Annotated in this window: 13 protein-coding genes and 1 riboswitch; of the genes, 10 read left to right on the plus strand and 3 right to left on the minus strand. The window is 29.9% G+C overall.

All coding sequences use genetic code 11. The annotated features are described in order from the left end of the window. Nucleotides 1–13 precede the first annotated feature (13 nt). From LQK79_RS13060 to pdxT, 7 genes are all read left to right on the plus strand, one after another. Complete coding sequence (locus tag LQK79_RS13060) at nucleotides 14–1,456, plus strand: hypothetical protein (protein ID WP_231016816.1); 1,443 nt, start codon at nucleotides 14–16, stop codon at nucleotides 1,454–1,456. Between the two features lie 59 nt (nucleotides 1,457–1,515). After that, a riboswitch (FMN riboswitch) is annotated at nucleotides 1,516–1,630 on the plus strand. A 158-nt stretch (nucleotides 1,631–1,788) separates the two neighbouring features. Further along, the gene (gene ribD, locus LQK79_RS13065) at nucleotides 1,789–2,871 is read left to right on the plus strand and encodes a bifunctional diaminohydroxyphosphoribosylaminopyrimidine deaminase/5-amino-6-(5-phosphoribosylamino)uracil reductase RibD (RefSeq protein WP_231016817.1); all 1,083 of its coding nucleotides are present in this window, start codon (nucleotides 1,789–1,791) and stop codon (nucleotides 2,869–2,871) included. A gap of 4 nt (nucleotides 2,872–2,875) precedes the next feature. After that, complete coding sequence (locus LQK79_RS13070) at nucleotides 2,876–3,517, plus strand: riboflavin synthase (RefSeq protein WP_231016818.1); 642 nt, start codon at nucleotides 2,876–2,878, stop codon at nucleotides 3,515–3,517. Between the two features lie 11 nt (nucleotides 3,518–3,528). After that, nucleotides 3,529–4,734 carry a bifunctional 3,4-dihydroxy-2-butanone-4-phosphate synthase/GTP cyclohydrolase II gene (locus LQK79_RS13075; protein ID WP_331000751.1) on the plus strand — a complete coding sequence of 402 codons (1,206 nt, stop codon included), beginning with the start codon at nucleotides 3,529–3,531 and terminating at the stop codon, nucleotides 4,732–4,734. Between the two features lie 28 nt (nucleotides 4,735–4,762). Then, nucleotides 4,763–5,227: a 6,7-dimethyl-8-ribityllumazine synthase gene (gene ribH, locus LQK79_RS13080; RefSeq protein ID WP_053242560.1), complete on the plus strand. Its 465-nt coding sequence runs from the start codon at nucleotides 4,763–4,765 to the stop codon at nucleotides 5,225–5,227. 132 nt (nucleotides 5,228–5,359) lie between these two features. Beyond that, complete coding sequence (gene pdxS, locus LQK79_RS13085) at nucleotides 5,360–6,229, plus strand: pyridoxal 5'-phosphate synthase lyase subunit PdxS (RefSeq protein WP_053242561.1); 870 nt, start codon at nucleotides 5,360–5,362, stop codon at nucleotides 6,227–6,229. 2 nt (nucleotides 6,230–6,231) lie between these two features. After that, nucleotides 6,232–6,795: a pyridoxal 5'-phosphate synthase glutaminase subunit PdxT gene (gene pdxT / locus LQK79_RS13090; protein WP_053242562.1), complete on the plus strand. Its 564-nt coding sequence runs from the start codon at nucleotides 6,232–6,234 to the stop codon at nucleotides 6,793–6,795. Between the two features lie 97 nt (nucleotides 6,796–6,892). Here the strand turns inward: pdxT and LQK79_RS13095 are convergent, their stop codons facing one another. Further along, nucleotides 6,893–8,926, minus strand: coding sequence for a methyl-accepting chemotaxis protein (locus LQK79_RS13095; RefSeq protein ID WP_231016819.1), 2,034 nt, complete (start codon nucleotides 8,924–8,926; stop codon nucleotides 6,893–6,895). A 122-nt stretch (nucleotides 8,927–9,048) separates the two neighbouring features. Between LQK79_RS13095 and LQK79_RS13100 the strand changes: the two genes are divergently transcribed. The 3 genes from LQK79_RS13100 to LQK79_RS13110 all read left to right on the plus strand — a co-directional run bounded on the left by LQK79_RS13100 (nucleotide 9,049) and on the right by LQK79_RS13110 (nucleotide 12,798). Continuing rightward, nucleotides 9,049–9,426, plus strand: a complete 378-nt coding sequence (locus LQK79_RS13100; protein WP_053242567.1) for a GntR family transcriptional regulator — start codon at nucleotides 9,049–9,051, stop codon at nucleotides 9,424–9,426. 36 nt (nucleotides 9,427–9,462) lie between these two features. After that, nucleotides 9,463–10,590, plus strand: coding sequence for a DUF1648 domain-containing protein (locus LQK79_RS13105; RefSeq protein ID WP_231016820.1), 1,128 nt, complete (start codon nucleotides 9,463–9,465; stop codon nucleotides 10,588–10,590). A gap of 654 nt (nucleotides 10,591–11,244) precedes the next feature. After that, on the plus strand, nucleotides 11,245–12,798 hold the full coding sequence (locus LQK79_RS13110; protein ID WP_231016821.1) for a WG repeat-containing protein: 1,554 nt from the start codon (nucleotides 11,245–11,247) through the stop codon (nucleotides 12,796–12,798). 103 nt (nucleotides 12,799–12,901) lie between these two features. Here the strand turns inward: LQK79_RS13110 and LQK79_RS13115 are convergent, their stop codons facing one another. After that, the gene (locus LQK79_RS13115; RefSeq protein ID WP_231016822.1) at nucleotides 12,902–14,578 is read right to left on the minus strand and encodes an acyl-CoA dehydratase activase; all 1,677 of its coding nucleotides are present in this window, start codon (nucleotides 14,576–14,578) and stop codon (nucleotides 12,902–12,904) included. Beyond that, the gene (locus tag LQK79_RS13120; RefSeq protein WP_231016823.1) at nucleotides 14,575–15,849 is read right to left on the minus strand and encodes a 2-hydroxyacyl-CoA dehydratase subunit D; all 1,275 of its coding nucleotides are present in this window, start codon (nucleotides 15,847–15,849) and stop codon (nucleotides 14,575–14,577) included. The genes LQK79_RS13115 and LQK79_RS13120 overlap by 4 nt, the downstream gene beginning before the upstream one ends. Nucleotides 15,850–16,054 lie beyond the last annotated feature (205 nt).

Consider the following 16,054-nt stretch of genomic DNA (forward strand, 5'->3'; position numbering starts at 1 on the left):
AAAAGGTGATAATTTGAAAAAAATTAATACTATAATTTTCGTTTTTGTAATCGTAACAGCTTTTTTGCTTTACAAAAATATGAATTTGTATTTTAATGTTAGAATTGCACCTACTAAAACTTCAAGGGTTCCATTATATGGTGAGTGGACAGTTTCTAAGTTTGTGAAAGCAGGGCAAACAAATTTAACAGATGAAAAAATTAAAAGTATTATAGGTAAAAAAGCTATTTTTAGTAATTTTGAAGCAAGATTTAATAATGATATTTGTAAAAAACCCAACTATAAGATAAAAGTAGTTGACACTGAAAATTATTTTGAATCTAATTTTAAAATAAAACCTTCTCAACTTGGAATAGATGAGAAGGAGGTAAAGGTTGTAACTATTTCCTCTAGAAATTCATTTTATGATGAATATATACAAGTTAGTGATAACCTTATATTGAAGAATTATGAAGGCGTGTTTTTTTTCTTAAAGAAAAATGGAACAATAAAAATTAATAAAAATAGGTCCAAAGGACCTGATGAAAATAAACTTACAGATGGCGATAGAAAGAAAAAAGTCATGGCACAAAATGGTGTGCTTATAGGATTAAGATATAGTACTGATTATGGCTATCAATATAAGACAATTTGGATAAATAGTAATGATAAAAATCAATTTGGCATAAAGGAAATGAATAATTTAATTGTTCCAAGAAAAAATGGTTTTATGATGGTTGGAGTTGATAAGATAAATGAAAATGGGGTATATGTTAGGGATCAAATTTGGACAGGAACACTTAATACTGCTGCAAATAGTATAGTTAAAAATGTAAGTTCTGCTAAACAGGATAATACTATTGATTATAAAATAAACTTTGTTGGAAATGAGTATATATCTCTTGAGAATAGTGAATTAAAAACAAACAGTTATGGCAAATATGTATCAAAAACTTATCTTTCTGTATTGCCATTGGATAACATTTATGGCAATAGTGTTGCATTTTCAAAAATAATAGGAAATAACAATAATGATTTACTAAGTAGAAATGCAGAGGAATACCTTGTAAAGACAGGTAAATCTGATTATAAGTTAGATAAAGATGAACTTGAGACCAATTGGGGAATTGTAAGATCTAAAGGAAAATGGATAATAAGAGGAAGAATTGCAAATGAAGATTTCAATGTAAATATAGAGGTGCCTAAAATATTGACTACTTATGATCGTTTATTTATTCCTTTTAAAACCATTCAATACAAGTTTCCGGACGTTCTAGATGCGTATACATCTTTAAATAACAATTTTATGATTACAATAACGGACAATAAGATAAATATAGTAAGTATTGAAAATAATTCAATAGAAAAAATAGAGAAAACTATAGCTGTTGATGAAAATGCTCAGGTAGTTATGTCCCAATGGGCAACTGGCTCATACGTTGATAAGTGGGATAAGACTTTTCAGAATATAAAGTAGAGAGTAATATTATTGACATAATTAAATTACAATGGTAAACTAAAAATAATTAAATAGAGATTATCCTTCGGGGTTGGGTGAAATTCCCGATCGGCGGTAAAGCCCGCAAGCCATTTGGCAGATCCGGTTAAATTCCGGGGCCGACAGTTAAAGTCTGGATGAAAGAAGGAAAGAAAGTATGTGTTTTTGATGCATATTTTTTGGTATTCAAGTCCCTGAAAGATAATTTTAGGGGCTTTTTTGTGCGCACAAAATTTTTAGTCCTACTTTAGTAAAAGTATATTTAAGGTTTAATAAGTATTGGTAGGTGATTTGAAATTAACGATTTTTTTATGAAAAGAGCTCTTGAACTTGCGGCAAGGGGGAGAGGGCGTGTAAATCCAAATCCAATGGTTGGGGCAGTTATAGTAAAGGATGGAGAAATAGTTGGAGAAGGATATCATGAATATTTTGGAGGAAATCATGCGGAAATTAATGCATTAAATATAGCAGGAAAAAAAGCAATTGGTGCAGATATATATGTTACTTTAGAACCTTGTTCGCATTTTGGAAAAACACCTCCATGTGCTTTGGCATTAGTTAAGGCAGGAATAAGGAGAGTAATAATTGCTATGAGGGATCCTAATCCGCTTGTTAGTGGAAAAGGAATTGAAATACTTAAACAAAATGGAATAGAGGTTTTAAATGGGGTACTTCAGAAAGAAGCTTTAAAATTAAATGAGGTATTTGTTAAATATATAACTACGAAAAAACCTTACGTTATTATGAAAACAGCTTCAACCTTAGATGGAAAGATATCAACTGTAACTGGACAATCAAAGTGGATAAGTTCAGGAGCTTCTAGAAAATATGTGCATTATTTAAGGAATAATATTATGGGAATAATGGTTGGGATAGGAACTATTATTGCAGATGATCCACTGCTTACAACAAGATTAGAAGGGGAAGTTTGCAAAAGCCCAACTGCTATAATTGTAGATTCAAAGCTTAGAATACCCTTGAACTCTAAAATATTAGATACTTTAAAATATAGAAAGATTATTATTGCAGTAACAGAAAAAGCAGATAAAGTTAAGCTGAAGCAGCTAAAAGATATAGGAGTTTTAATAATTGAAACACCAACAAAAAATAAAATGGTTGATTTGAATTATCTTATGATGAAGCTTGGAGAGCTTAATATAGATAGTATTTTGCTTGAAGGTGGAAGTACTTTGAATTTTTCTTGTATTAAGGAAAAAATTGTAGATAAAGTTATGTGTTTTATATCGCCTATACTGCTTGGTGGTGAAGAAGCTAAAACAACCATTGGTGGTGCTGGAATAGAATGCTTAAGTAAAGCTATAAAAGTTTCAAATATAAAACTAAAAAATATAGAACAGGATATTTTAGTAGAAGGGTATATAAAAGGAGTGTGAGCAGTTGTTTACAGGTTTAATAGAAGAAGTTGGAGAAATTAATACAATTAGAGAATCGGCTTCTTCAATAAAATTAGGAATTAAGGCTGCAAAGATAATGAAAAATATAAGCATTGGAGATAGTGTTGCTGTAAATGGCGTATGTCTTACTGTTACATCTATAGAAAAAGGTGAATTTGATGTTATGCCAGAAACAAAGCGGATTACAAGCTTAAAAAATTTAAAAATAGGAAGCAGGGTTAATCTTGAGAGAGCATTAGCACTGGGAGATAGATTTGGTGGTCACATAGTAAGTGGACATGTAGATGGAGCTGGAATTGTTGACAAAATTAGAAAGGATGATATAGCAATTGAGTTTGTAGTAAAAGTGGATACTGAACTTGCAAGTAAGTTAATTTACAAAGGGTCAGTAGCTGTGGACGGTGTAAGTTTGACTTGTGGAGAAGTTGGAACAAGTTGTTTTAAATTTTATTTAATACCACATACTCAGGAAAAAACTACTTTGACAGGGATAAGAGAAGGCAATCTTGTAAATATTGAGTGTGACATTGTAGGTAAGTATATTCAAAATTTTATAAATATACAGAATGTTCGTAAAAAACGTGGTATTACAGAAGAATTTTTAACAGAAAATGGATTTGCTTAGGAGGGGTAGTAGTGGAAGATAAGTTTAATACGATTGAGGAAGCTATAGAAGATATAAAATTAGGAAAAATGATTATAGTTGTTGATGATGAAGATAGGGAAAATGAAGGCGATCTTGTAATGGCAGGAGAAAAGGTCACTGGAAAAACACTTAATTTTATTGCAAAATATGCAAGAGGACTTATATGCACTCCAATGGATGGAGAAACAATGGATAGACTTGATATAGATCAAATGGTTGATAAAAATACTGAATATTTTGGAACAGCTTTTGGTGTTTCTGTTGATGCAGTTGGAACCACAACAGGAATTTCTGCCTTTGAAAGGGCGTATACCATTAATAAACTTGCAGATAAAAATTCAAAGGCAGAGGATTTTTTAAAGCCTGGACATACATTTCCGCTTCGTTCAAGAAAAAATGGCGTACTAGATAGAACAGGTCACACGGAAGCTACAGTAGATATAGTTAAACTTGCTGGTTTTAAAACAGGAGTTGGAGTATGCTGTGAAATTATGAATGAAGATGGTCATATGGCAAGGCTTCCACAGTTAATTGAATTTTCAAAAGAACATAATATTAAAATTATATCTGTTGAGAAGCTTATTGAGTATAGAAAGAGAACAGAAAGCTTTGTAAAAAGAGAAGCAGAGGCCAAGCTTCCAACTAAATATGGTGAATTTAAGGTTATTGGATACAGGAATATTGTTAATGGAAAAGAAAACTTAGCGATAATAAAAGGAAATATTGATGGTGATGATGATGTTCTTGTTAGAATACACTCAAAATGCTTGACGGGAGATGTATTAGGTTCCTTAAAATGTGATTGTGGGGATCAGTTAGCTATGGCACTTAAAATTATAGAAAAGGTTGGCACAGGTGTAGTTTTATACATGGATCAGGAAGGAAGAGATATAGGACTATTAAACAAGCTTAAGGCCTATGCACTTCAAGAAAAAGGAATGGATACGGTAGAAGCAAACTTAGCACTTGGTTTTGCACCTGATTTGAGAGACTATGGAAGTGCAGCTGAAATGCTCAAGGATCTTGGCATAAAAAGAGTGAGATTAATTACAAATAATCCCGAAAAAATAGAGGGATTAAAAAAATATGGAATTGACGTATCAGAAAGGGTTCCAGTTAATACACAGCATTTCAAGGAAAATAAATTTTATCTTAAAACTAAAAAGGAAAAAATGGGACACATGTTAGAGATTTAAAAGTAAATATTAAAGGAGATTAAGGATTATGAAAATATATGAAGGAAAACTTGTAAGTGAAGATTTAAAATTTGGTATAGTAGCAGGTAGGTTTAATGAATTTATAGTATCAAAACTTATATCAGGTGCTTTGGATGGATTAAAAAGACATGGATGTAAAGATGAGAATATTGAAATGGCTTGGGTTCCTGGAGCATTTGAAATTCCACTAGTAGCTCAAAAGATGGCCGCTTCTAAAAAATATGATGCTGTAATATGTTTAGGAGCAGTTATAAGAGGAGCAACTCCACATTTTGATTATGTAGCATCTGAAGTATCAAAGGGAGTAGCACAAACTTCACTTAAAACTGAATGTCCTATTGTATTTGGAGTGCTTACAACAGATAGTATTGAGCAGGCAATTGAGAGAGCAGGTACAAAATCGGGTAATAAAGGCTTTGACGCTGCCGTAACAGCAATTGAAATGGCGAATTTAATAAAAGCTATGATTTAAAAAAACATTAATTGTATCCATACACTTTTTGATAATGAGCGCTATATGTATAATTATAATATAGCGCTTATAATTTTATATTAAGGTACCTTAATATAATAAATTTTATATTAAGATTGAGAGGTATTTTTTATGGAAAGACTTGAAATAAACAAAAATTTAGCTCAGATGTTAAAGGGCGGAGTAATAATGGATGTAGTTAATAAGGAACAAGCTATAATTGCAGAAAAAGCTGGTGCTTGCGCTGTTATGGCATTAGAAAGAGTTCCATCCGACATCAGAAAAAATGGTGGAGTTGCTAGAATGTCAGATCCAAAAATGATAAGAGAAATAAATGAAGCAGTAACTATACCTGTTATGGCAAAGGTTAGAATTGGACATTTTGTAGAAGCGCAAATACTACAAGAATTAGGAATAGATTTTATAGATGAGAGCGAAGTACTTACTCCTGCTGATGATGCATACCACATTAATAAACATGATTTTAAAGTTCCATTTGTATGTGGAGCTAGAAATTTAGGGGAAGCACTTAGAAGAATTGGTGAAGGTGCAGCTATGATAAGGACAAAAGGTGAAGCTGGAACTGGAAATGTAGTTGAAGCAGTAAAGCATATGAGAACGGTTATGGATGAAATAAGAAAAATAAAAAATGCATCAGAGCAAGAACTTATGACATTTGCAAAGGAACTTCAGGCGCCTTATGATTTGGTACAATATGTTTGGAAAAATGGTAAGCTTCCAGTTGTAAATTTTGCTGCAGGTGGAATAGCAACACCAGCCGATGCTGCTTTAATGATGCAATTAGGATCGGAAGGAGTTTTTGTTGGTTCTGGAATATTTAAATCGCAAAATCCAGAGAAAAGGGCAAAGGCTATTGTTTTAGCTACTACTTATTATAATGATCCTAAAGTGCTTGAAGAGGTTTCAGAAGATTTAGGTGAACCAATGTCCGGACTTGAAATAAGTGATATAAAAGATAGATATGCAGAAAGAGGCTGGTAAAAATGAAAATCGGTGTACTAGCATTTCAAGGAGGAATAGAGGAGCATATTCATCATATAGAAGCTTTAAATTGTGAAGCGATTAAGGTAAAAAAAGTTATCCAATTATCTCAAATAGATGGCCTTATAATTCCAGGTGGAGAAAGCACTACTATGGGAAAGTTCCTTCATTTTTCTAATATTCTTGAACCATTGAAACATAAAATATCAGAAGGAATGCCAGTATGGGGAACATGTGCAGGAATGATACTTCTTGCAAAAAATATAGAAAACTCAGAAATAAATTCTCTAAATGCTATTGATATAACAGTTAGGAGAAATGCTTATGGAAGCCAAATTGATAGTTTTAGAGAAGATACTTTAATTCCAGAAGTTTCAGACCAGAAGATTCCATTAGTTTTTATAAGAGCGCCTTTTATTACACATTTAGGAGAAGGAGTCAAAAGCTTGTGTAAAGTAAAAAATAATGTAGTGGCTGCAAGATGCAAAAATGTTCTTGTAACTTCATTTCATCCTGAGCTCACTGATAATCTTGATTTTCACAAATACTTTTTATCTATGTTTTAAGAAAATAATATTAAGTAACAGTATCTTGGAATATTAATTTTATTTAAATTATTCCAAGATACTCAAAATTAATTGTGAAGTGATTTATCTATATATATTATAGTGTAAATTTTTCAATTATTTTATTTAGCTTATTTGCATTGTCTTTATTTTCTTCAGCACATTTTGAAATATCTTTAAGTTTTTGTATTATAGATAAATTCTTTTCTGAAATATTTGATACCCCATAAGCACCATCACTAGCAGTTTTAGCTACATTACTTATTGCTGAAGAAATTCCAGTGATTGATGCATTTAACTCCTCAGAAATTGCACTGAAATCTAACATGAAATTATTAATGGTATCTGCATCTTTATCATATTGTTTTGCCGTTTGTATAAAGCCTTCATAGTTTTTAAGGACATCCTTATCAATAAAAGTAAGGAGTTTTTGAGAATGCTTACTAAGGTTATTTACAGAATTAATGACTAAGGTTACAATGTTTTCTATTTCTTTAGTAGTGCTTGATGATTGCTCTGCAAGTTTTCTTACTTCATCTGCTACTACAGCAAAGCCTTTACCAGCTTCTCCAGCACGAGCAGCTTCTATAGCTGCATTGAGCGAAAGTAAATTGGTTTGTTCAGTGATTTCAAGTATTGATTTTGTTAATTCATTAATTTTATATACTGAAGTAGAATCGTTTATTGCTTTTTCGAAATTTTTTCTTACGCTTTCATAAAGCTTTTTTGTATCAGTATTAGAGTTAATAGATGTATTCATTAAATTATTTGCACGTTTTGATATATCTCCTGCCTCAAGTGAGCCATCATTTGCTTTAAGGGCCATTGAATTAATAGCACTTTTTATTTCACTGGAGGAAGCGGATACTTCTTCGGAAGAGGCGGCGGTTTCTTCCATACCAGCTGAAAGTGTTTCGGTTTCTGCGCCAGTTTCTTCAGCAAACCCTTTTAATTCAACTGTAAGTTTATCTACTAATTCTGCATTTGAATTTAAGGTAATTGATGTATTTTTCAATAGAACAACCACATCTTTTAGTATTTTTCTCATAGTCCATATTGAATTAGCTATGTCTCCAACTTCATTATTGTATTTCATTAAGTAATCATACTTAGAATCATCATCAAGTTCAAGATTAGAAGTTTTGTTTACTAAATCTTTTAATTTTGATATAGGGTCAGTAATATTTTTAGATAAAGCAATTCCTATGGCTGCCGCAATTATTGTTACAACTAAGGATATTAATAGTATTGTGAAGATTAAGCTGTATATAGATTTTGTAACTTCATTTTTATTAACAGAAATGACTATTGTCCAGTGAGTATTTGGAATTTCACCATAATATGAAAGCTTTTTTTGGCTATTAAAATTATATTCTATTGAAGTAGCTTTTATTGCATTACCTTTTTTTATAGAATTAACCACGTTTTTTATAGCAGTATTTTCAACAGGTTTACCTATTTTCGATTGCGTAGGGTGGTAAATTACATTTCCTTTTTCATCAACTAAATAAGTATAACTTGAATTAAGGTCTGGCATTTTTATATTTTTTAGATATTTTGAAAAACTTTTAGAGTACAAACCTGAAGCTATAAATCCAAGTATTTTTCCATTATATTTAATTGGACTTGCAAACACTACTATTTGTGTATTACTATCTTTTGAAATTAAGGTTTCACTTATGGCATCATTTCCGGCAAGAGCTTCTTTACAATATGATCTGCCAGAAATATTCTTGCCAAGAGTGTTTGCTGAACTATCAGAATAAATTATTGAGTTTGAATCTACTATAAAAGTATGTTCAATATATTTAGCGTCAGCTACATATTTCTTTAAGCTTTTGTTGCTTTGCGACACTAAATTTTTAAACTCTTCTGATTTACCATCGCTTTGCCTTTTTAAAGCAAGTTCAATAACAGCTTTGCTTTGAGCGAGTTTTTGTATTTCAGTTTTTTCTTTTTCTATCATAACTTCAATTGTATTGTTAGCACCTCTTTCTGTTAAAGCCATTTGAGAATTAATTTGATGTAGCATTATATTGTTGGTCTTATAATAAGTAAATATTGAAGTCGTTATCATTGACGATGTTATGAGAATTATTATGACTGTAGGGATTTTTTTCGTAAGTTTCATGCTAAACACCTCCATTTGTTCTATAATATATATATCGTAGATATGTTTGATGGAATTAAATAATTACGATATAATAATTTAAGAATTAATATTAGACATAAATAATGGAAGAAGGTGGTTTTTTGCTGATAAAAATAGATTTTGAGTCAGAAACACCAATATATGAACAATTAAAGCGTCAAATAGTTAAAGGAATTGCTAAAGGCGAACTTAAAAAAGGAGAAAGCCTTCCTTCTGTAAGACAAATGGGGGAGGATATAGGAATAAATCTTCATACTGTAAATAAAACATATAATATATTAAAACAAGAAGGATATCTTAATATAGATAGAAGAATAGGTGCAGTTGTAAGTGAAAATATGCCTATAAACAGTGAGGAATTTAGCGAAGAATTAAAAGAAGAATTGGAATATGTCATAGCCAATTGCGGCTGCAGAGGAATAAAAAAAGGTGAATTTTTAGATTTATGTAAGAAAATCTATGATGAATATAATTATTGAATTGTTTTATACTTATATTAAGTAGGAGTGGTTTTTATGAATGATAAATTATACTTGAGTTTAATATCCATGTTCACCATGTCAATACTTATTTTGGTGCAAATAATTTCTTTAAACTCCTCCAAAAGAGATATATTTTTGGGAGTGCGAATACCCCAAAATGAAAGAAACAGCGATGAATTAAAAAAATTAGGAAAGAGATATATAGTTTCAAATTTGTTTATAGGCATTCCAGTAGCCATTATATTTTCTGTACTTGTATATAATTCTATTCATGTATGGTTATTTGTAGTATTATTGTTTACTTTTATTTTTATAAATTTTTTAGTTTATTATAGATATAACAGAATTGTTTTAAAACTTAAAAGTGAAAAAGGTTGGCTTAAAACAAAAAAGCAATTTGTTGTTATAGATACTAACTTTACTAAAGAAAACTACAGTAAAATTATGCCATCAACTTGGTGGTTTTCAATATCCTTTCTTATAATAGCTGCGTGTATAATTATAAATATTATTCAATATCCTAAGCTTCCATATAAATTTCCTACGCATTGGGGATTTAATGGTGAACCTGATGGATATTCGATAAAATCTTATAGCAGTATATTTTCAATGCCAGTGGTACAGTTATTTATGCTTGTTGTTATGTTTTTTTCATATAAAACAATAGGATGGAGTAAGAGGGAGATAAATCCTAAAAATCCAGAAGAGTCAAAAATAAGAAGTATTAAATTTAAAAGAATATGGGGAATATATCTCATAATAATTAATTATGTAATGCAAATTCTTCTTGTAATTGGAGATTTGCAAACTATGCAGATTATTAACCCTAATATGAAATTTACCTTGTTTTTTATACTTATTGTTTTCTTTGGTGTTACCGCTGGGTCTGTAGTGCTTTCAATTAAAGTTGGACAGGGAGGGAGCAAATTAAAAATTAATAAAGAGAGTAAAATTTATGATGTTGATATTAGAGATGATGATAAATTTTGGAAGCTTGGAAATACCATATACTATAACAAAGATGACCCGTCCGTATTTGTTGAAAAAAGATTTGGCATAGGATGGACGGTAAATGCAGCAACTACTTTAGGTACTATATTTTATATATTTATAATCGTAATTTTAATCTGTTCCCTTATTCCGTTATTTTTTATTAGGTAATAAGAATATGCTAAAAAATATCGATAAAAATAATATGGTAGAAAATATTAAAATTTTCTACCATATTTGTTTAGAACTTAAAATCATCTTATTATGACTTATATATATAGTTACACACTTAAATAAACCTTTTCATTTTTTATCTAAGCATCTCATTACACATATAAATCTTCATTCGACTTAGTAACATACCTTAAAAACTATATTAATATTTCAATTAATATAATCTTTAACTTAAAATTGCATATAAGCTATTTATAAGCCTGCGGAACATTAATAAATCTTCGCTTGACCATTACATATCTTTTAAAACCTTATAAAGTTTAATTCAATATAAAGCTCTATGAAAACATATAATAATCGTCCATTGACATAAATAAAACCTCGCATCAAATTACAATTTTAAGAAAAATTATTAACAGATACTAATGTGATCTTATTTATATCGCAAGTCGAATAAATTCGAACCTACAAATTGAGATCCTAATTACTCTTCGCTCAACGATTTTAAATCCTTAACAGTAATTAGAATGCCCTTATTATTTTTTTATATTCATAAATTTAAAATAATAATAATAATATTATTATAGGGTATATGAAAACTACATTAACTGTGCATTGTGAATTGATTTTAAGTAGGAGATGAAAAAAATTATGGCCATTAGATTGGAAATTGATAAACTTGAAAATGCGCTTAAAAGAGATCCCTTTGAGGACTATAAGGAATATGAGAAAAGAATATTAAATATAAAGTCAATGCCAATTGGAAAAGGAAGTTTAAGCGAAAGTGATTTTGATTCCGAAACTGGGTTTTGTTACATAAAGATACAATGGTATGGAGTTAATTATATTGAGAAAATCAGCAGTAAATACTTTTTTTGTGTTTTAAGTAAAGAAAATTTAAATGGATATATAGATTTTAGTAGCAAATATGATGTATATGCTTCTTTTACCGCTGTTGGAGATAAGGTATATATAAATGAAGATAATGTAATGATAAGTATTAATGGATATGATTATAAAGTATATTGTATGAATTTAGTCAAAAGTTTATTTGAAGATGAAGAACAATTTGGACAAAGGATAAGAAATATGGGTGAAATACCCATTGGAAAGATAAGGATAAATAAGTATAAGTATGATATAAAATCAAAATCAATTATTTTAGAAGTTATGTGGAATATTATAGATGAAGTAATTGTACCTGCAGTATATGGAATTTTCGCTGTAATAGATAGCTCAGAAATAAAAAAATTATATGAAAATAATATGGAATATACCCTTTATGGAAAGTTAATGAGTTTAAATAAAAAGATAAAAATTGATATGGGAAGTATGAACATTAAAGTCGATAACAGTGAAATAAGAATATATGCTATTACTATTAACAAAAATGATTTTTATGATGAAAATAATTTTAGAGAAAATTTATTAAAATTAAACTGCACTAGTGCTGGAAGAGCAAAATTAAATCCAGCTAGTTATGATTATGAAAACAGCATGCTAAGTTTTGGCGTTACTTGGAAAAAGTGGACAACAAACTTTGTGTCAAATTTATGCTCGTTTTTTATAAAAATTTCTAGAGATGAAGTAAAAAAACTGTTTATGGGTGGAAATGAGTATGATATTTATATAAATTTTAAAATTGAAGAAAGCAGCATTACAATTGGAAAAATAATCATGATAAATTTTTATAAAGATATAGAAGTTAAATTTAGAATTAAGGATGAAGAAGTAAGTATGCAGGAAATGATAGAAGCTGCTATAAGTGATGAAAAGTGCGAAAAGTTAAATCTTATGAGATATATAAATGAGAAGGGTAAATATGGATACATGGACAGTACAGAAAGAAAAGTAATAATAGAGCCTAAATTTGATTATATAGGGATTTTTACAGATGAGGTTGCTAGGGTGAATATAAACAATGCTTGGGGTTTTATTGATAAAAGTGGAAAAGTAATAATAGAGCCTAAATTTCAACATGTAAGGGATTTTCATGAAGGTTTTGCAGCTTTTATGGTAAAAAGATTTGGAGTGAAAAAATGGGGATATATAAACAGAGAAGGTAAGGTTACAGTAAAACCAATATATGATGAAGCAGGGGACTTTAGAAGTGGTATTGCAAATGTAAGATTAAAAAAACCATTTGGAGAAAGCAAGGAATTAATCATTGATTGTAATGGAAAAATAGTATCAATTAATGGCTAACTAAAAAACTATTTAGAAAAATTGCGAAGTAATACTAAAAAGTAGTATTACTTCGCTTTCACAGTAGCACAAATAAAAAATTTCTTCGTAATTTTTTATTGTTCTAAATACTTTCAATAGCAATCAATGCTGCGCCTATTGCGCCCACTATTTGAGGTTCTTCTGGTATAAATATTTTGCTTTTCAGTTTTTCTTCAAGGCATTTTACAACTCCTATATTTTTTGCAACTCCTCCAGTCATCATATAGCCTTCTTCTTTTCCAACTCTGTTTACAAGAGCAGAGGTCTTGGTTGCTACTGCTTTGTTAAGACCGTGAATTATGTCTGGAATTTCCTTATTTTGAGCGATTAAGGATACTACTTCAGATTCTGCAAATACACTGCATATACTTGTTATATCTATATCTTCTTTCCAAACTAGAGATTTTTCGCCCATTTCATTTAGAGGAACTTCAAGACTGTGGCTCATCATTTCAAGAAATCTTCCAGTTCCGGCAGCACATTTGTCATTCATAGCGAAATCAACTACATTTCCTTTATCATCAAGTTTTATTGCTTTGCTGTCTTGACCACCTATATCAACTATGGTTCTTACAGAATCGTTCAAAAAGTAAGCAGCTTTTCCATGACAGGTGATTTCGGTTACTTCTTCATCAGCGAAAGGAATGCTTACACGTCCATAACCTGTTGATATTATTTTTGAGAGTTTGTCTTTGGTTAGATTTAATTTATCAAGAGCTTCTTTCATTGCACTTTCTGCACCATTTTGACTTTTGGCACCAGTTCTTACTATAGAGGAGGAGAGTATTTCTCTATTTTTATTCATTATTACTACATTAGTAGAAGTTGAGCCGCTGTCTATTCCAGCTACTAAAATGTCTGCATTTGTATTGGCAAAATTAACTTTTTTACAATTGTCATTTTGATTATTTTTTGTCTTAAGAGTTTCTACAAAAGCTTCTATTCTTGTTTTCATTTGACCATTACCCTTCTCTGTATAATCAGTTTCGATTTTTAGCATTGGCACTGAAATTAAGTTCTTTAACTTTGCATATTCAAAGGAATAAGCATCACAAAACTTTGTAGTATGATATATTATGCCGTCTATATTACTTAAATTTTCATTTAAAACTTTAATTCTATCGCCGTTTTCAACCATTCTCATGCATGGAAATGAATTTAATAAAAATGATGAATAATTTAAAAGATAATCTTCTTTTGCATTAAGCTTAGTTGATTTTGAAAAATTGCCAGTGCATGTGAAATTAAAATTTACGGCAGCACCCGCGTCTTCAATTTGATTTAATGTTGTATCTTTTACCCTAGAGCCCATAAGAGCAATATTTAAACTTGCCTCATCTTGTTTTTTAGGTTCAGCACCTGAATTAACAAGGTTGATAAATTTGTCATCGTCAAAATCATTTCCTGTGAAGTCTTCCATTGCCTTTATAAATTTTGTGATTTCTTTTTTCATCATTAAATCGGAGGCTTTATTCCTTTTTCTTGGAACGTCTATAAGGTAAACAAAATTAAATTTATCATTGCTTTTTAAAACATCATACAGTCTTTTTATACTATCACAGCAATTTACAAGAACTATATTGTATAGGTTTGAATTTATGCATTCTTCAAGTACAGCTTTTGCATAGGTGCATATATTAGGATGCATTAAGGTTTCAGCTTTGTCAAAACCTCGAACGTGTGGGTCTATTTTTATAGCTTTTTCTCCAAAGGCTTCTATAATGTGAAAAGGTGTATACTTACAAACATAACCTATCATTTCGCTACCCCCGATTTACTTTCAAGTATTTCCATAAATGCTTCTAGTCTTGTTTTTATTTGACCTTCATGAGCATTTCGTTTGTCAACGCCATCTCCATCTATTGAAAGATAAGGTATATCTTTTTTCTTTAAAGCTTTTTTTAAAAGCATAGTTCCACCGCTGCATTCTTTACAGCCAAAGGAGCATAAATTTATAACTCCATTTGCTTTAAAATCCTCGGCCATTTTTGTTAGATTTTCTATTTTTCTTTGAAAGGGACCATTAAGTCTGTTTGAAAGAAGTTTTTTTGCAACTGCCTCATAAGGATGGTTAAAATCCATGCTGTCAATATTATCAAAATTATAATCGCAGGCTAAAATTTGATAATTAGGGTTAAGGTTAAAATATTTTTTTAAAGTAGGGCTGTAAAATGGCATCACATGACTCCATAAAATTCGTTTTCCAGTATAAGCAGGAGAACTTTCTATATCATTAGCCTGCATTTTATAAAAATCAAGAACTTCTTTTGTACCAAGACCTGAATGGGAGGCAAATAATCTGTACATTTCCAAAGTTAAAGTGTTTGGAAAGTATTTTTCTTTAAGACCATCATAAAATTTACGCATATATTTTTTTGTTTCATTTTCAATACTTATTACTTCTTTAAACTTTTCTTCATCAAATTTTGAAGAGGTTATGTCTTCTATAAATTTAACTATTTCATGAAGCTGCTCTACTACGTATATTTCTGTATCTTTATTATTGTCATAGGGTATGTCAAGATAATAATAAGGAATTTTATATTTATTAGAAATAAATCTAACTGTATTTAGATTTCCGTCACATATCATAGAAGAGGTTAAAGCAAATTTTGCTTTTGGTATTACGTTGGCTTCTACGGCTCCTACAAAGGCTTTATGATAACTGCAAAGTGTATCTGATATTCCCGATTTTTCTGCGTAATCTATAAAGGCATCTTCACATTCAATACCAGAAAGAAAAGAAGAAAAGCCTTCCATTAAAAATGGATTTATATTAAAAACATGAAGTATTTCAGTTGGTGCAAATATAGTTACAAAAGCTGAAGTTGATGGATTTTTAATAGGATTAACTATAAAGTTTAAGCAAAGCTTATTTAAATAATTAAGTGAAGGGGGGAGAGCTTTGTCTTTTAGATGGGATACTAAAAATTTTTCTAGTGAAAACCCTGCCTTTAAAAGGCTTAAGGCTTTAGATGGGTTATCAATATTTTGTTTTATATACTTTCCGTACGATTTAACTAAATTCATTTTTATATCCTTTCTATAGATAAACCTTGTAACCTAACGAAATTTATGTTCATCTAAATGTCTCCAAGACGACATTTTGGTACAAATGAATTTCGAGTTTTCAAATGGTTTATCTCTATTCCTTTATAAGAATAATTTTACAATTATAAATTATTAATGTCAAAATTTAAATTATTGCCTTGGCAATAGTAGTAAAATACTCATA

Source organism: Clostridium guangxiense (assembly GCF_021043395.1).
In the GTDB taxonomy this organism is placed as follows: domain Bacteria; phylum Bacillota; class Clostridia; order Clostridiales; family Clostridiaceae; genus Clostridium_S; species Clostridium_S guangxiense.